At 69.3% G+C, this 14,782-nt stretch carries 19 protein-coding genes and 1 pseudogene; 7 read left to right on the top strand and 13 right to left on the bottom strand.

All coding sequences use genetic code 11. From position 1 onward, the window contains the following. Nucleotides 1-232: 232 nt before the first annotated feature. From ACIHCM_RS33315 to ACIHCM_RS33300, 4 genes are all read left to right on the top strand, one after another. Nucleotides 233-1,735, top strand: a complete 1,503-nt coding sequence (locus ACIHCM_RS33315) for a Y4yA family PLP-dependent enzyme (RefSeq protein WP_399904341.1) — start codon at nucleotides 233-235, stop codon at nucleotides 1,733-1,735. Then, complete coding sequence (locus ACIHCM_RS33310; protein WP_399904338.1) at nucleotides 1,732-3,069, top strand: pyridoxal-phosphate dependent enzyme; 1,338 nt, start codon at nucleotides 1,732-1,734, stop codon at nucleotides 3,067-3,069. The genes ACIHCM_RS33315 and ACIHCM_RS33310 overlap by 4 nt, the downstream gene beginning before the upstream one ends. Nucleotides 3,070-3,073: 4 nt before the next feature. Next, nucleotides 3,074-4,291, top strand: a complete 1,218-nt coding sequence (locus ACIHCM_RS33305; protein ID WP_399904335.1) for an aminotransferase class V-fold PLP-dependent enzyme — start codon at nucleotides 3,074-3,076, stop codon at nucleotides 4,289-4,291. Between the two features lie 90 nt (nucleotides 4,292-4,381). Beyond that, nucleotides 4,382-5,149, top strand: a complete 768-nt coding sequence (locus tag ACIHCM_RS33300) for a class I SAM-dependent methyltransferase (protein WP_399904332.1) — start codon at nucleotides 4,382-4,384, stop codon at nucleotides 5,147-5,149. 12 nt (nucleotides 5,150-5,161) lie between these two features. Here the strand turns inward: ACIHCM_RS33300 and ACIHCM_RS33295 are convergent, their stop codons facing one another. The 3 genes from ACIHCM_RS33295 to ACIHCM_RS33285 all read right to left on the bottom strand — a co-directional run bounded on the left by ACIHCM_RS33295 (nucleotide 5,162) and on the right by ACIHCM_RS33285 (nucleotide 7,300). Further along, the gene (locus ACIHCM_RS33295; protein ID WP_399904329.1) at nucleotides 5,162-5,719 is read right to left on the bottom strand and encodes a GNAT family N-acetyltransferase; all 558 of its coding nucleotides are present in this window, start codon (nucleotides 5,717-5,719) and stop codon (nucleotides 5,162-5,164) included. 265 nt (nucleotides 5,720-5,984) lie between these two features. Continuing rightward, nucleotides 5,985-6,647, bottom strand: coding sequence for a choice-of-anchor M domain-containing protein (locus ACIHCM_RS33290; RefSeq protein WP_399904326.1), 663 nt, complete (start codon nucleotides 6,645-6,647; stop codon nucleotides 5,985-5,987). Continuing rightward, nucleotides 6,644-7,300: a choice-of-anchor M domain-containing protein gene (locus ACIHCM_RS33285; RefSeq protein WP_399904323.1), complete on the bottom strand. Its 657-nt coding sequence runs from the start codon at nucleotides 7,298-7,300 to the stop codon at nucleotides 6,644-6,646. The genes ACIHCM_RS33290 and ACIHCM_RS33285 overlap by 4 nt, the downstream gene beginning before the upstream one ends. A 589-nt stretch (nucleotides 7,301-7,889) precedes the next feature. On the opposite strand from ACIHCM_RS33285, the gene ACIHCM_RS33280 reads away from it, so the two are divergent. Then, nucleotides 7,890-8,201, top strand: a complete 312-nt coding sequence (locus ACIHCM_RS33280; protein WP_399904320.1) for a hypothetical protein — start codon at nucleotides 7,890-7,892, stop codon at nucleotides 8,199-8,201. Nucleotides 8,202-8,298: 97 nt separating this feature from the next. Here ACIHCM_RS33280 and rpsR read toward each other — a convergent pair whose 3' ends face one another. Genes rpsR through rpmG form a run of 4 tightly spaced genes read right to left on the bottom strand, consistent with a single transcriptional unit; the run spans nucleotide 8,299 to nucleotide 10,192 of the window. Further along, nucleotides 8,299-8,535, bottom strand: coding sequence for a 30S ribosomal protein S18 (gene rpsR / locus ACIHCM_RS33275; protein ID WP_397932774.1), 237 nt, complete (start codon nucleotides 8,533-8,535; stop codon nucleotides 8,299-8,301). Nucleotides 8,536-8,569: 34 nt separating this feature from the next. Then, complete coding sequence (locus ACIHCM_RS33270; protein ID WP_399904431.1) at nucleotides 8,570-9,697, bottom strand: CobW family GTP-binding protein; 1,128 nt, start codon at nucleotides 9,695-9,697, stop codon at nucleotides 8,570-8,572. Between the two features lie 29 nt (nucleotides 9,698-9,726). Then, nucleotides 9,727-9,981, bottom strand: a complete 255-nt coding sequence (locus ACIHCM_RS33265) for a type B 50S ribosomal protein L31 (RefSeq protein WP_161327488.1) — start codon at nucleotides 9,979-9,981, stop codon at nucleotides 9,727-9,729. A gap of 46 nt (nucleotides 9,982-10,027) precedes the next feature. After that, entirely contained in the window at nucleotides 10,028-10,192 is a 165-nt protein-coding gene (gene rpmG, locus ACIHCM_RS33260) for a 50S ribosomal protein L33 (RefSeq protein WP_399904316.1), read from the bottom strand. Nucleotides 10,193-10,259: 67 nt separating this feature from the next. Between rpmG and rpmB the strand changes: the two genes are divergently transcribed. Next, nucleotides 10,260-10,496: a 50S ribosomal protein L28 gene (gene rpmB, locus ACIHCM_RS33255; RefSeq protein ID WP_073731825.1), complete on the top strand. Its 237-nt coding sequence runs from the start codon at nucleotides 10,260-10,262 to the stop codon at nucleotides 10,494-10,496. Continuing rightward, the gene (rpsN, locus tag ACIHCM_RS33250; RefSeq protein ID WP_399904312.1) at nucleotides 10,496-10,801 is read left to right on the top strand and encodes a 30S ribosomal protein S14; all 306 of its coding nucleotides are present in this window, start codon (nucleotides 10,496-10,498) and stop codon (nucleotides 10,799-10,801) included. Before rpmB ends, rpsN begins: the two co-directional genes overlap by 1 nt. A 66-nt stretch (nucleotides 10,802-10,867) precedes the next feature. On the opposite strand, the gene ACIHCM_RS33245 is transcribed toward rpsN, so the two are convergent. The 6 genes and pseudogenes from ACIHCM_RS33245 to ACIHCM_RS33220 form a co-directional block, all read right to left on the bottom strand. Then, entirely contained in the window at nucleotides 10,868-11,719 is an 852-nt protein-coding gene (locus tag ACIHCM_RS33245; RefSeq protein ID WP_399904310.1) for a class I SAM-dependent methyltransferase, read from the bottom strand. 75 nt (nucleotides 11,720-11,794) lie between these two features. Further along, the gene (locus ACIHCM_RS33240) at nucleotides 11,795-12,982 is read right to left on the bottom strand and encodes a GTP-binding protein (protein ID WP_399904307.1); all 1,188 of its coding nucleotides are present in this window, start codon (nucleotides 12,980-12,982) and stop codon (nucleotides 11,795-11,797) included. A gap of 7 nt (nucleotides 12,983-12,989) precedes the next feature. After that, nucleotides 12,990-13,160 (bottom strand): 50S ribosomal protein L32, encoded by a 171-nt coding sequence (gene rpmF, locus ACIHCM_RS33235; protein WP_007387878.1) that lies wholly within the window; start codon nucleotides 13,158-13,160, stop codon nucleotides 12,990-12,992. A 115-nt stretch (nucleotides 13,161-13,275) separates the two neighbouring features. After that, nucleotides 13,276-13,386 (bottom strand): annotated as a pseudogene (locus ACIHCM_RS33230) (IS5/IS1182 family transposase); the annotation flags it as partial. Between the two features lie 242 nt (nucleotides 13,387-13,628). Further along, on the bottom strand, nucleotides 13,629-14,516 hold the full coding sequence (locus ACIHCM_RS33225; RefSeq protein WP_399904304.1) for an IS3 family transposase: 888 nt from the start codon (nucleotides 14,514-14,516) through the stop codon (nucleotides 13,629-13,631). After that, entirely contained in the window at nucleotides 14,513-14,776 is a 264-nt protein-coding gene (locus ACIHCM_RS33220; RefSeq protein ID WP_399904301.1) for a transposase, read from the bottom strand. Before ACIHCM_RS33220 ends, ACIHCM_RS33225 begins: the two co-directional genes overlap by 4 nt. Nucleotides 14,777-14,782 lie beyond the last annotated feature (6 nt).

Here is a 14,782-nt window from a genome sequence, read left to right as displayed (position 1 = left end):
CTCCGCGCGCGGCTCCACGCGACGATGACAACGTCACCATCAGATCTCTGCGTGGCCACGACAAAGCTAATAGATACGGTAATCATTCTCAATAAGCGGGCGGTGTGACCTCACCCTCGACCTTGCGCGGGTCGGCCCTTTTGCATGGCTTAGCGGCGTGTGTAACGGGAAACGACTACTGCTGTGCGGCCGTCGCGCAGACGTGCGAGGGCCGGTCGAGTGGGGGGACGCCATGCCAGAACAGTCCTTGTACCTGAGGCCGCGGACGGATCCGCCGCTCGCCTCTCTCCTCCAAGACGCACCGTTCCTGCATGCCCTGTGCGATGCGCTTGGTTCGCCGCTCAACGTCCTGCTGCCGGAGGTGGTCGCCGACAACGCGGACCGGTTCCGGTCCGTGTTACGGCGCCATCACCTCGCGGGCCGCGTGTACTTCGCCCACAAGGCCAACCGCTCCAGCGCCCTGGTCCGCAGGCTGGCTGCCTGCGACCCCGCCGTCGTCGGGATCGACGTGGCCTCGCTCGGTGAGTTACGGCACGCGCTGAGCTGCGGCTTCACCGGTGACCGGGTGATGGCCACCGGCCCCAAGGACCAGGAGTTCTTGTGGCTGGCGGCCCGGGTGGCGGCCACGGTCAATGTGGACTCACCCGGCGAGCTGGAGCGGCTGGCGCACCTCGTACGGACGCACGGACTCGGCCGGGTGGACATCCTGGTGCGGCTCTCGGAGTTCGAGGCGGACGGTGCCTACGCAGGACCTGGCACGCGGATGCTCTCGCGCCGCAGCCGCTTCGGCACTCCGGTGGCCGAAGCGGACGAGCTGTGGAAGGCGCTGGAGCGCCACCGCGAACACGTCGATCTGGCCGGGGTCTCCTACCACGTGGACACCACGGCGCTGGACGAGAAGGCCAGGGCACTCGAACGCTGCGTGCTGGTCATGGACGAGTGCCGCTCCAGGGGACTCACGCCGCGGGCGGTCGACATCGGAGGCGGGTTCGGGGTCTGCTACGTCGCGGACGCCGGCGAGTGGGAGCGGTGGACCACCGCGCTGAGTGAGGCGGTGCTCGGCGCGCGACCGCCTTTGACCTGGCGAGGCCACGGGTACGGACTGCGCAACGAGGGCGGGACGGTTCGCGGGACGGCGGCCCTGTATCCGGCCCACCGGCCCGTCGCGGGTCCCGACTACCTCGAAACCCTCCTGACCCGGCCCGCTCCCGTCCTCGGTCGTTCCCCCGCCACCCTGCTGCTCGAGCACTTGGACGACCTCCACATCGAGCCGGGGCGTGCCCTCGTCGACCAGTGCGGGCTCTCCCTGGCGAAGGTCGTGGACGTCCGCCCCACCGGCGACGACCCCCGCCGCCACCTCGTACGCCTGGCCATGAACGCCGGCGACATGAGCTTGGAAGAGCACGGAGTACTCGTCGACCCCGTCCTGTTGCCCCGCCGCGGCGACGGCGACCGGGCCGGCGGAGAGGCCGTCGGGGTGTATCTGGTCGGCAACCTCTGCCTGGAGGCCGATCTGATCACCCGTCGCTTGGTGTACCTTCCGCGCCTGCCGCGCACCGGCGACCTGCTGGCCTTCGTGAACACGGCCGGATACGCCATGGACTTTCACGCCCACCGCGCCCAGCGCCAGCCCACCGCAAGGACGGTGGCGGTCACCGCTGAGGACGGTGCCTGGCGCTGGTGCCCCGACGAGGACTACTGGCCGCTCAGCGAACCGCAGGGAGTGCCGTCTTGAGATACGACAACATCACCGACGTCATCGGTAACACCCCCCTTGTCCGTATCGACCCGGCCGTGCACGGGCTGCGCCACACGGATCTCTACGCCAAGCTGGAGATGCTCAATCCCTTCGGCTCGGTCAAGGACAGACCCGCCTGGAACATGGCCCGGCCCTTCCTGGAGGACGCGGCCGGCGGAGACGGCACGGTCGTGGAACTCTCCAGCGGCAACACCGCCAAGGCCCTTGCGCTCCTCGCCGGCATCCACGGGCTGAAGTTCAAGAGCGTCACCAACCGGATGCGCGTTCCCGAGATCAAGGAGCTGCTCCTGCTCCTCGGGGCGGAGATCGAGGAACTGCCGGGACAGAGCGAGTGTCTGGACCCGACCGACACCGACGACCCGCTGACCCGTTTCCACCAGGCGCTCATCGAGCCCGGGGGCACTTATCTCCACACCGACCAGTACTTCAATCCGAGAAATGTGGAGGCGCATGCGTCCGGGACCGGGCCGGAGATCGTCAAGGACCTGGACGGACGAGCCCCCGACTGGTTCGTCGCCTGCGTGGGCACAGCGGGTTCCTCGACCGGTGTCGCCAGGGTGCTGCGCGAGCACGACCCGCGGGTGCGCGTCCTCGGACTGGTCGCCGGCAAGGGTGATTTCATCCCCGGCATCCGCACCCTGGACGAGGTCCATCAGGTCGGCCTTTTCGACCCGGCCACGTACGACTCCCTCACGCCGGTCACCTCTCAGGAGGCCGTCGACGGCATGGTGACCCTCATTCGCCGCTGCGGACTGCTGTCGGGCCCGACCGGGGGCGCCGCGTACCAGGGTGCGATCCGGGAACTGGCTGCCGCCGACGCGTCGTTGGCGGGCACCGGAACCAGGCAGACCGCCGTCTTCATCGTCTGCGACCGTGCCGAGAGTTACCTCAGCTATGTCCGCGCACGCCGACCGGAACTGCTGGGCGTGGCCCGCCGCGGGCACTCCGTCACCACACTCACCGACAGTGAGGTGCACGCTCATGCCCGGACGGTAGGCGTCGACGAGGCCCGGCGCTGGATGGCCGAGGGTGACCCCCGACCGCTCGTAGTGGACCTGCGCGGCCCTCACGCCTACGCCTCTTCGCACATCGAGGGCTCGGTCAACATGGTCGACGAGCTCTTCGACGAACTGGTGCGCACCGGTCTGCCGTTCAGCAAGCGGACGCCCGTGCTGCTGGCCTGTCCCGTGGGGGAGAAGTCACTGCGCTACGCCGCGCTGCTGACCCGCATGGGCCACCCGGACGTCCGCAGCCTGGCGGGCGGCGTCGTCGCCTGGCGGGACGCGGACGCGCCGCTGGTCAGGGAGTGAACCCGTGAGTGCAGGAGACCACGAGCGCAACGATGCCTGGCAGCGGGCGGTACGCGCGCAGTTCCCGATCATCGCCGCCCACCCGGAACTGGCCTACCTGGACAGTGCGGCGACCTCGCAGAAGCCCCAGGCCGTCCTCGACGCGGTTCACACCTATCTCACCTCGTCCAACGCCAACGCCGGCCGGGGAACCTATCCCTGGGCCAACCGGACCACCGAGGCGGTGGAGCGGGCCCGACGCCGGGTCGCGCAGTTCCTGGGCGACCCGGCACCCGGCCACTCCACCGTCCACCTCACCAGCGGAACCACCGAGGGCCTGCGCAGCGTGGCCCGCGACTGGCTCACCGGGTACCTCACCGACGGCGACGAGATCCTCGTCCCGTACGCCGACCACCGGGCCAACCTCGCCCCATGGCTGGAGGCCCAGGATCTCCTCGCCGCGCGCGGCGTCCACGTGCGGGTGCGTCCCCTGCCGTACCAGGAGGCGTCCGGCGATTACGACCATCGCGCACTTTCCTCGGTCGTCGGTCCGCGCACCCGCTTCGTGGCCGCCACGCACGTCCACCACGTGTACGGCGGTGACATGAACGTCCATCGCCTGCGCGCCGCGGTCGGCCCCGACGTGCCGATCTGCCTGGACGCCGCCCAGAGCGTCGGCCACCTCCCGCTCCGGCTCGACGACCCGGCGCTAGACGTCGACTTCGTCGTCTTCTCCGGCCACAAGGCATTCGCGCTGCCCGGCACCGGGGCGGTGTGGGCGCGCAACACCCGGGGCCCGGCCCTGCGGGTCGGCGGCTGGCAGGGCACTCCCAACACCGTGGGCGCCGTCTCCCTGACGGCCGCCCTCGACTGGCTCGACACCCTCGGTGTGGACCGCGTCAACGCCCATGTCTCCGCTCTGACCACTCGTCTGACAGACCAACTGCGCCACCTGCCCGCCTACGACGTCCTCGGGTGCCCCGCCAGCCTTGCGTCCAGCACCGAACTGCCCACCGCGCAACGCCGCCACGGCATCGTCACCTTCCGGCACCGCGACATCCGGTCGGACGACCTGGGCTTCATCCTCTACAGCCACGGCTTCATGGTCCGCGCCGACAGCCTCTGCCAGGCGGGAGTGGACGACACCGGCGGCAAGGACGGTTCCGTCCGGGTGAGCCTCCACGTCTACAACACGGAGAACGAGATAGACCGTTTGCTGGCCGTACTCGCTTCCTTGGAGTGACGCCACCTCGTATGACAAGTGATAACCGTTTCCAGATGTAGATTGCGGGCAACGGCAATCGGTCGGAACGGGAAGAGGTGGCACGGTCGGATGGGCCTGAGCATGGCAGCTGCCAGGACGTGGGTGGAGCGCTGGGAACACCAGCAGCAGCGGTACGCGGTGGACCGCGAGGAGCGCTTCACAGTGATCTCCGACGTCGTCGAACACCTCTGTGCCGACCGTCCCCGACCTCTTCTGCTCGACCTCGGGTGCGGCCCGGGCTCCCTGTCGGCCCGCCTCGCCGGCCGTCTGCCGAACGCGGAGATCGTGGCGGTCGACATGGACCCCGTGCTGCTGGAACTGGGACGCACTCACCACGCGGACGCGGCACGCTACGTGGAGGCCGTGATCGGAGAGAAGAACTGGACCCATGCCCTCCGCCTGGACCGTGGTCTGGACGTCGCCGTCTCCACGACCGCCCTGCACTACCTCCCGGCCCCGGCCCTCCTGAGCACCTACCGCGCCCTCGCCGGGCTCCTGCGCCCCGGCGGAGCCTTGATCAACGGCGATCACTTCCCCCCGGAGGCAGGGCCCTGCTCGCACCTGACCGCCCACGTGGGGCACCGCCGCGCGCAGCGAACTGGAGGCCATTGCCACGAGGACTGGGAGTCCTGGTGGATGGCGGCGGCAGCCGATCCCGACCTGGCGGACCTCTTCGCCCAGAGGAAAGAGCGCACTCGCCGGTCCGCTGACGATGAGGCCAACCACCACCTCCCCATCCATCGCCACACCGAACTGCTGCGGGAGGCGGGTTTCCATCACGTCGCCCCGGTGTGGCAGGTGGGCGACAGCTCCGTACTCGTCGCGCTGAAGGACTGACGGCACCCGGATCTACAGGGCAAGGCTCATAAGGACCTCGTCACGGTCGTCGCCGGGCGCCAACCGCAGCGCTCCCGGCCACCGGCCGACTTCGCACCACCCGGACGCGCGATAGAAGTCCTCCAGCGCCAGGCCGGCCCGCACCGACAGCTTGAGTCGTTCCAAGCCCATCTCCTCCCGGGCGACCTGCGCGACACGGCGCATCAGCGCCGACCCTACGCCCCGGCGCCGGAGGTGGAGTTGCGTCTGTACGTGGTTGACTACGCCGCAGTGTGCCTCCAGTGGGTGTCCCTCCCGTCGGACCAGCAGCCATCCCGCGAGCCTCTCGTCCAGGGTGGCTACCAGCAGTCTGCTGTGCTCGGGTGCCAGGCGTTCCGCGATGCGGTCCACGGCGCCCGCGACATCCGCCGGTGCGATCGGCGGCAGGGGAGAGTCCGCAGGGATGACCGCTCCACCCCCGTTGACGACCGAGGCCCAGCAGACGGCGAGGCTCTGTCTGATATCGCTGGTGAGTTGGGACGGCTCGACGAACTGGGTGACCGAGGGCACGGAGACTTCGGATGACGTCACGTCCGGCAGCATGACACCCCTGGTGAAGACTCGTCAGCGGTTCGTCGCGAGGCTGAGCACGCTCACGGAACGGCTGTCCGCAGCGCTGGGGGAGTAGGGCGACGATGCGCCGCCCACTGCTCTACGGCGGGCACGGGTCCGGGGCCGCCGCGGGGCTGTCCGTGAGGACTGGACATGCAGCCCGGCAGCGCCCGGAAAGGGCGCTGCCGGGCCGTACGGCGGGGCGGGACGGCGCCGCGGGACCCGACGCGGCGCCGCCCGGGGATCAGTTGGTGACTTGGAAGGTGTAGGTCTTGGAGCCGGTGCTCACGGTCTGGCCGGTCGAGGCCAGGACGCCGCTGACGCTGAAGGTGACCTTGTAGGTCCCCGCCGCGTCGAAGCCCCAGTTGGCGTGGGTGTGGGCGCCCGTATTCACCGAGAGGGCGTCGGGGAGCCCGTTCCCGCTGTCGAAGAGGACGGTGGGGGTGCCGGCCGCTGCGGTGTAGACGCTGAAGCCGGCCGGGCCGGTGACACCGGTGAGCGTGAAGGTCACCTTGTTGTTGGTGAAGGTTCCGCTCGGGATGCCCTCGGTGCTCCAGCCGGCGTACAGCAGGCCGCTGACGTTGCTCTGTGGAAGGACCCAGGCAGTGCCCCCGGTGCCGAGGAACTGCCAGGGCGCCGTGGTCGGCACATTGGTGATCTTGGCGCCCTTGGGCACGCTCAGGGTGACCTCCGCGGGGGCGCGGTCCACGGCGGTGCCGTTGGTCTCGTCCCGCAGGTCGAGGGTGAGGGCGCCGGAGGCGTAGTCCACGTCCAGAACGTCGACGTGGCCCTTGGTGAGGGTGACGGGCGCGGCCTCGGCGGGCCCGGCGACCGTCAGCAGGAAGGCGGCGGCCCCCGCGAGGACGCCGACGGCCCGGCGGCGGAGGGAGGGAGGCACCGTGCTCACTTCTTCACCTCGAAGGTGTAGGTCGCGACGTCGGAGACGACCGGCGTTCCGTCGGCGGCGAGGTGGGCGGCGGCCTTGACCTTCACCTTGTACGTGCCGGGCTTGGTGAACGCCCAGTTGGCGTGCGTGTGCTCGCCCGCCTGCAGACCCACGGTGTCGGGCAGGCCGTCGCCGCTGTTCACGAGGATCGACTCCGGCTGGCCGAAGACGCCGTCGGTGTACACGGCGAGCTTGCCCGGGCCCTGCACCGAGAGGAAGGACACGTCGACCTCGTCGTCCTGCAGGACGCCGGACTCCAGTTCCTCGGCGCCGAAGCCGGCGAACAGCAGGTCGGGGTTCTGTACCTGCGGCAGAATCCACACGGGGCGCCCTGCGGTGCCGAGGAAGGCGTACTCGTCGCCGTCGGGGATGGTGGTCTTCGCGGCGGGCAGGACGCGCAGCAACGTGTCCTCGGGCGCGTACTCGACCTCCTCCTCGCCGGTTTCGGCGTGGACGGCTATCTCCAGTTCGCCCTCCTCGTAGGCAAGGCCCACGACGTCCACGTGACCGGTCTCCAGCGTCACGAGGCAGGCCGCCTGGGCGGGGCCGCCGGATATCAGGATGCCCGTCACGGCGGCGGCCCCCGCAAGCATGCGGAGAGAAGTGTTGCGCACAGCAACTCCCTTCAGGGGTGCCCGAGCGGGCACCATTTCTGCGAACGATAATCATGTTCATGTAAATCTGGCAAGCATCTGCCGCTCAATGGCGGTGCTGACGGCCCCGGTTGTCGACGCGTCCCTCTGGCGTGGAGCTGGTGGGGGCGGGGTGGGATGGCCGCGCTGTCGGTGGATGGGATCTGCGGCAGGACGGGTCGATGTGGTGGGTGGAAGCCCCCGCCTGCGTGGGAAGGATCACCCCGCCACCCGGGCGCAACTCGCCTGGACACAATCCGGGCACATGGGGCGGGCGGAGGTGTCGGCCCTGCCCGCGCTCGCGATTGCGAGAACATCGCGACGGCGAGGTGGACGGCGGTCGCGTCTGTCTGGCGGAGCGGCTCGGAAAGCCCCCTGTTATTCGCGGCAACTGCGAATTAGAATTTACTGGGTATTAATTTTTCGCAGTGAAAATCGTTATCGAATTCGACGGCTGTCGCTGGTTATTTTTGCTCCCGCGTGTCCTCTGTGGCAGCCTGGCAGTGGAAGTGGAAGATGAGACGTAATTGCTCGCCGCCGTCCTTTGGGGTGGTGGCCTGATCCGCTGGAGATGATTGGCGTGGCAACATCAGTGCAGCACCAGCCGCACCCCGGACACGATCACACGCACGGCGAGGGCTGCGGGCACGTGGCGGTCCCCCACGACGGTCATGTCGACTATGTGCACGACGGTCATCTGCACCGGGAGCACGACGGTCACGCGGACGAGTGCGAGGTCGGCGGGCATCAGGAGCACGCCGGTCACGACCATCAGCACGGTGCGGGCTGTGGGCACGTGGCGGTCCCGCACGGTGACCACATGGACTACGTCCACGACGGCCACCGACACGCGGCGCACAGCGGCCACTGGGACGACCACTGATCTTTCGGCGCATCTGAATCCGGGCGACGACGGAAATGCACCCCCGAGTCGGGGGTGCATTTCCGCTTTCTGTGCTCTCCTGAATCTGCTTACCTGCTCACCGGCTTGAATAAGGAAGCAGCGCCATTTCCCGGGCGTTCTTGATCGCCGTCGCGATCTGCCGCTGCTGCTGGGCGGTGACGCGGGTGACGCGGCGGCTGCGGATCTTGCCGCGGTCGGAGATGAACTTTCGCAGCAGATCGGTGTCCTTGTAGTCGATGTATGTGATGCCAGCCGCGTCGAGCGGGTTGCGACGGGGCTTCACGGGCTTGCGGGGGCCTTGGCGAGAGGGCATGTGGGCTCCTTCTGTGCGGGGTGGACGGGTCGCGTCACGCGACGGGGTCGAGGAGGGCGTCGAATGCTGCGGGGAGGTGCTTCCACGCCTCGGGTCCCGCTGCGTACTCGGCATCGGTGAGCAGGCAGGACTCGAGGACGCGCTCGAGTCCGTCGTGGTCGAGCCCGAGTGAGGTGAAGACGAGGTGCTGGACGCGGTCACCGTGCTCGGGGTGCCAGTCGAGAGCTGCCGCTGCCCGGCGGACGGGCGGCTCCATCTCCCAGGCGGCGTCGGGTAGAGAGGCGAGCCACGGTCCGGCGCTCTCGACACACAGGGCCCCGCCGGCGGCGTCCAAGGCCAGCAGGGTGTCGGGGCGGTCGGCGAGCCAGAACCGTCCGCGGCTGCGGGCGGCGGCGCAGCAGAGATCCTCCAGCGCCTGGAAGAGGCGCTCGGGGTGGAACGGCCGGTGGCGCCGCCACACGAAGGTGGTCACGCCCGCTTCCTCTGCCTCCTGAGGAAGGAGGGCGCAAGCCGGGTGCTGGGCTGCCGCGGCCGCCTCGGCGTCGAAACGTGCGAAGGCCAGCTCCGCGAGTTCCGGGGAGTCCGCATGGACCTGGTGCGCGGTGGGGTGGAGCTGGGTGAGGAGGGCACGATCCTCGTCGTCGGCTTCCGGGCTCTCCACGATGGCGAGAACCGGGGCGTACTCCAGTTGTCTGGCCCAGGTGTCACCGACGGTGCGCTGGTCGCCGGCGGCGGCCGCGAGACCCACCTCGGCCAGGTCGTCGCCGTTGCCGAGGCAGGGGAGAACGAGCGGCGGGTCCACCGCCGTGATCACGCTGGTGAGCCGGATCGCGTCGCCGCCGTGGTGGACGACGACCTCGGCCATCCCCCTGGGCTCGACGGAGTCCCACAACTCGACGACGGCCAGGCGGGTCAGACCGGCGTCGGCGAGCCGTTCCAGTTCGGGAACCAGATCCTCGCGCAGCGCGCAGCACGCGCAGTCGTTCGCCAACGGGGCCTCACCGCGGGACACCTCACCGGAGGCGTCGCGCACGTGCCGCAGAACGGTGCCGTGCTCCGCGGCCATGGACAGGTCGTGGTGCAGGGCGACGCTGCCGGGGACGGAGCGCAGAAGGTGGTCCACGACCTGTCGGCGTGCCTCCGAGTGCAGCCCGCCGACCATGACGACGGGCAGTCGGGCCTCGTCCCGCGTCACTTGGCTCCGCGTCGTCCGAAGCGGCGCTCGAAGCGCTCGACCCGCCCGGCGGTGTCCAGTACGCGGGCGGTGCCCGTGTAGAAGGGGTGGCTGACGTTCGAGATCTCGACGTCGACGACCGGGTAGGTGTTGCCGTCCTCCCAGTCGATCGTCTTCTCACTGGTCATGGTGGATCGGGTGAGGAACGCGTAGTTCGCGGCGCGGTCGCGGAAGACGACGGGGCCGTAGGAGGGGTGGATTCCGGGCTTCATGGGGGCTTCCTCGGGTCTGGTGTCGCAGTGGTGGAGGAGCGGCGGGTCAGCGTTCCTCGCGGAAGTCGACGTGCTGCCGGGCGATGGGGTCGTACTTGCGCAGGACCATGCGGTCGGGGTCGTTGCGGCGGTTCTTGCGGGTGACGTACGTGTAGCCGGTTCCGGCGGTGGAGCGGAGTTTGATGACCGGGCGTACCTCGTTGCGTGCCATGGGGGTTACTATATGGGAATGGTTTCCATTACCAAAAAGTAGCCGTCCGACGAGAGGAAGCAGCACCTTGTCCGCCCACTGCCAACTGACCGGCGCCAAGCCCGGCTTCGGCAACACCATCTCCCACTCGCACCGGCGCACCTCGCGCCGTTTCGACCCGAACATCCAGCGCAAGCGCTACTGGCTGCCCAGCGAGGGGCGGCACGTCCGGCTGACGCTGAGCGCGAAGGCGGTCAAGACCGTCGACAGCATCGGCATCGAGGCCGCCGTGGCCCGCATCCGCGCCCGAGGGGGGAAGGTCTGATGGCCAAGAAGAGCAAGATCGCCCAGAACGAGAAGCGCAAGGCGATCGTCGAGCGCTACGCGGCCCGACGTACGGAGCTGAAGGAGATCATCCGCCGGCCGTCCTCGACCGACGCCGAACGCGAGGCGGCCGTGGCCGAGCTCCGGCGCCAGCCCCGTAACGCCAGTGCGACCCGGGTGCGCAACCGGGACAGCGTGGACGGCCGGCCTCGCGGACACCTGCGGAAGTTCGGCCTGTCACGGGTCAACCTGCGCCAGCAGGCGCACGCCGGCTTCCTGCCGGGGGTCACCAAGTCCTCCTGGTGATGCCGGCGCCCACGATGCGGGCGTAATGCCGGCTGTGACTCGGCGGGGTCACAGCCGGCATCGGCGTCACGGAAGGCGCGGCGGCTCCGAGGGCAGGCGCATGAGGCTGAGCCGGTAACCCTCGGCCTGAGGGAGCTTCTGTGCCGCCAGCGCCGACACCATCTGCTGGTAGGGGAGTGGCAGCTGCGCCAGCAGAGGTGCGGGCAGGCTGGTGAGCGTGTGGGAAGCCGCCGTCTCGGTGCCGGGACGCCAGTGAGCCAGTTGTGCCCCTGCGTCGGGGCAGTACCAGCGCATGCGGGCCTCGACCCGGCTGAGCGCGTCGTGCTGCTCCTGGGTGTCGAAGAAGCCCGGACCCGCGGTGTCGAGGGCGAGCAGGGAGCCGGGGAAGCGGTCGGCGAGCAGATCGACGACCTGGTGGACGGCAGCCTCGTCCAAGTAGGGGAGTACGGCCTCGGCGAGGAACAGGTAGGGCCCGTCCGTACCCGACGTCACCTCGGCGGCCCACGCCTCGTTGGTCACGGAGGACGCGATCATGGTCCGCCGAGCGGTGTCCGAGAAGAACCTGCGACGCAGGGCGATCACGTCGGGCAGGTCGAGTTCGAACCACCTGGCGCTGCCGTTGTCGACGCGTTCGTATCGCGTGTTGAGCCCGGTGCCGATCTCGACCACGGTGCCCCGGGGGTGCGCGGACAGGAAATCCATCACCCACCGGTCGAACAGAAGCGTGCGCAGGAGCGCGCCGGTGAGGCTCGGGAGACCGTCGAAGCGTGCGAAGTCGTAGTCGATGGACGCGACGATCTCCTCGGCGCGCGGGTCCCGTAGCAGGGCCTGCTCCTTGCGGGTCTCCACGGCCCGGGCGTACAGCGGGATGAGGAGCGTCTCCTGCACCGTCCCCAGGAGCGGCTTTTTCCGGTCCATGAGCAGCCTCCCTGACACAGTTGGTGTACCGGGCCGGACGGTGCCGTGGCTGCGACCACCGTCCGGCCCGGAGTCTCAGTGCCCCGTCACGGTGGTGAGGGGGTCGTGCTCGTGCTCGCAGCTTTCGTCGAAACCGTAGGTGTCCCAGGCGGGGAAGGGATCGTCGGCGGCCGGTGCCTCACCCTCCCGCACGAGACAGCCGGCCAGGGCCGCGTGGAGGGGCTCCGCGTCCAACTGGGTTCCGATGAAGACGAGTTCCTGGGCGTGAGGGCTGTCGGTGTCCCGTGCGGAGGAGGGCTCGAAGCGCGCGACCGAGCCGGCCTGGGACCACAGTCCCGTCACGTGGGGGCGGCTCGCGAGGGTGAAGAAGCCCTTGGAACGGAGAACCTGTCCGTGGGCGCCGCTGTCCAGCGCCTCCGTCACGAAAGTCCACAGTCGTCCGGGGTGGAACGGCTTCGCGGAGCGGAAGACGGTGGAGGAGATGCCGTACTCCTCCGTCTCGGGGACGTGGTCGCCGTTGAGTTCCCTGACCCAGCCCGGTGCCTGCTGGGCCCGTTCCAGGTCGAAGCGGCTGGTGCCCAGGACTTCGCCGACCGGTACGCGGCCCCGCACGGCCGGCACGACGTGGGCGGCGGGGTTGAGGCGGGTCAGGGTGGCCCGGAGCCGGTGTGCGGATTCGGCGTCGACGAGGTCGAGCTTGTTGAGGACGATGACGTCGGCGAACTCGATCTGGTCCATCAGCAGGTCGCTGACGGTGCGTTCGTCGTTCTCGTACTGGTCCAGGCCCCGTTCGGTCAGTTCGTCGCCGCCGGCCAGTTCGGGCAGGAAACCCGCGGCGTCCACGACCGTGACCATCGTGTCGAGGCGGGCCAGGTCGCCGAGGGTGGCGCCGTCGTCGCGGGTGAAGGCGAAGGTGGCGGCCACCGGCATGGGCTCGGAGATGCCGGAGGACTCGATGAGGAGGTAGTCGAAGCGCCCCTCGCGCGCCAACCGGTCGACCTCTTCCAGAAGGTCGTCGCGCAGGGTGCAGCAGATGCACCCGTTGGTCATCTCGACCAGGCGTTCCTCGGTGCGCGACAGCGCTGCCTCGCCGCCGCGCACGAGGGCGGCGTCGATGTTGACCTCGCTCATGTCGTTGACGATGACGGCGACGCGCAGGCCCTCGCGGTTGGTGAGGACGTGGTTGAGCAGGGTGGTCTTTCCGGCACCGAGGAAGCCCGACAGGACGGTGACGGGAAGGCGCGGCGAGGGGGCGTGGACCATGCCGGGGTCAGCCTTCCGGCCGGAGCAGACCGCGCTCGTACGCCTTCGCCAGCCGCTGCGGAACGAGGTACGGCACGCCGTCCACCGTGACCGTCACCAGCTGAGGCGTCGTGGCCTTCCACTGCGCGCGGCGGTGACGGGTGTTGCTGCGCGACATCTTGCGTTTGGGCACGGCCATGAGGACCTCCGGGTGCGATCGGTGTGCGCGCCAGACGATACATGAAAATGGATGTCATTACGAACGACGGCATCGAACTGTCCCTTCGGGGTCACCGGCTCGGTCCTCTGTCGGTCAGCACTTTCCATGACTTAAGGGTGGCGACGGCCTTCTCGACGAGGGCTCGCAACTTTGTGTGGGACCGGTTCACCGCCCGCCGGCCTGCGGAGAGGGTCTCCCATCGCCCCCAGCTTGAGCAGGGACCTTCAACGCAAAGGTGGGACGAGTGCCGCGCCCGGCCGGTGTGCGCGAGACCGTCGTCGCCGCGTTCCTGCCCAGTCCCGCCTACCCGCCACCCCCGGCCGACGTCGGCACGTTGCGGACCACTGCGAGTCCTGCGCCGAAGGCGGGCAGGTGCCTTGACCGCCTGCGAGTCGCGCGCCCGCAGCCGGGACATGAAGTTTCCCCGTGATCCCGGACACGTGATTGTTATGCCGCGAGGGTGTGCTGATGCCGCTGCCGGGTCTCGGCCGGGGTGAGGTAGCCGAAGACCTTGTGTTTGCGAAGGCGGCGGCGGTTGTAGAAGGTCTCGATGAAGGAGAAGACGTCGGTTCGGGCGGTGGCCCGGTCGGGCCAGGCGCGGGTGCCGATCTCCTCCTTGAGCAGGGCCCAGAAGCTCTCCGCGGCTGCGTTGTCGAAGCATGATCCGGTGCGCCCGCAGCTCTGCCGCAGCCCCAACTCCCGTATCCGGCGCCGGTACTGGGCAGACGTGTATTCGCTTCCGCGATCGCTGTGGATTATGCAGCCGGGCTCCAGTCCGCCCCGGCCGTGGGCCATGTCGAGCGCGTCGACGACGAGCTCGGCACGGTGGTGGTCGGCCATGGCGTAGCCGACGACCTCGCGGGTGGCCAGGTCCAACCAGCAGGCGAGGTAGAGCCAGCCCTCGGCGGTGGGCAGGTAAGTGATGTCACCGACCAGTCTGGTCCCGGGCCGCTCGGCGTGGAAGTCGCGGCCGATCAGGTCCGGGGCCGGTCTCGCCTTCGCATCCGGCCGGGTCAGCGAACGTCTCTTGCGTCGGGTGACGCCGCGGATGTCGCGCTCACGCATCACGCGGGCGACGCGTTTGCGGTTGACCCGCCGGCCCAGGCGGCGCAGTTCGGCGTGTATGCGCGGGACACCGTAGGTGTGGCGGGAGGCGATGTGCAGCACGGTGATCTCGTGCGCGAGCACGTCGTCGGCGGCCTGCCGGGCACGGCGGGCGGCCTCGCCCTCGCGCCAGGCGTAGTAGGAGGAGCGGGTGACTTTCAGCACTCGGCACAGCAGGACGATCGGGTAGTTCGCCTTCTCCGCATGGATCAACCGGTAAAGCTCGCTCACCGGTCGTTCTCCTTCACGAAGAAGGCCGTCGCTTTTTTCAGGATCTCGATCGTCTGCTGCTGTTCGCGGACCTCCTTACGCAGCCGCTTGAGCTCCTCCCGCTCGGCGCTGGTCAGCTCACCGGACCCGCCTTCGCCCCGGTCTGCCTTCGCCCGGCGGTACCAGCCGCGTAGGGACTCGGAGCTGATCCCGAGTTCCCGGGCGACGGCAGTGACCGTCCTGCCCGAGGAGTCGTGAACTTTCCCCGTGATGCTGGACACTCGTTG

Source organism: Streptomyces sp. NPDC052023, from assembly GCF_044548465.1.
Lineage (GTDB): Bacteria > Actinomycetota > Actinomycetes > Streptomycetales > Streptomycetaceae > Streptomyces.
The sequence above is the reverse complement of the archived record's forward strand: the minus strand, read 5'-3'. Positions and strand labels throughout refer to the sequence as shown.

Excerpts from the sequence above, each read along its gene's own strand:
- ACIHCM_RS33315 (WP_399904341.1), top strand. The coding sequence starts at position 233 with ATGCCAGAACAGTCCTTGTACCTGAGGCCGCGGACGGATCCGCCGCTC.
- ACIHCM_RS33300 (WP_399904332.1), top strand. The coding sequence starts at position 4,382 with ATGGGCCTGAGCATGGCAGCTGCCAGGACGTGGGTGGAGCGCTGGGAA.
- ACIHCM_RS33280 (WP_399904320.1), top strand. The coding sequence starts at position 7,890 with ATGATTGGCGTGGCAACATCAGTGCAGCACCAGCCGCACCCCGGACAC.
- rpsR (WP_397932774.1), bottom strand. The coding sequence starts at position 8,535 with ATGCCCTCTCGCCAAGGCCCCCGCAAGCCCGTGAAGCCCCGTCGCAAC.
- ACIHCM_RS33270 (WP_399904431.1), bottom strand. The coding sequence starts at position 9,697 with ATGGTCGGCGGGCTGCACTCGGAGGCACGCCGACAGGTCGTGGACCAC.
- ACIHCM_RS33265 (WP_161327488.1), bottom strand. The coding sequence starts at position 9,981 with ATGAAGCCCGGAATCCACCCCTCCTACGGCCCCGTCGTCTTCCGCGAC.
- rpmG (WP_399904316.1), bottom strand. The coding sequence starts at position 10,192 with ATGGCACGCAACGAGGTACGCCCGGTCATCAAACTCCGCTCCACCGCC.
- rpsN (WP_399904312.1), top strand. The coding sequence starts at position 10,496 with ATGGCCAAGAAGAGCAAGATCGCCCAGAACGAGAAGCGCAAGGCGATC.
- ACIHCM_RS33245 (WP_399904310.1), bottom strand. The coding sequence starts at position 11,719 with ATGGACCGGAAAAAGCCGCTCCTGGGGACGGTGCAGGAGACGCTCCTC.
- ACIHCM_RS33240 (WP_399904307.1), bottom strand. The coding sequence starts at position 12,982 with ATGGTCCACGCCCCCTCGCCGCGCCTTCCCGTCACCGTCCTGTCGGGC.
- rpmF (WP_007387878.1), bottom strand. The coding sequence starts at position 13,160 with ATGGCCGTGCCCAAACGCAAGATGTCGCGCAGCAACACCCGTCACCGC.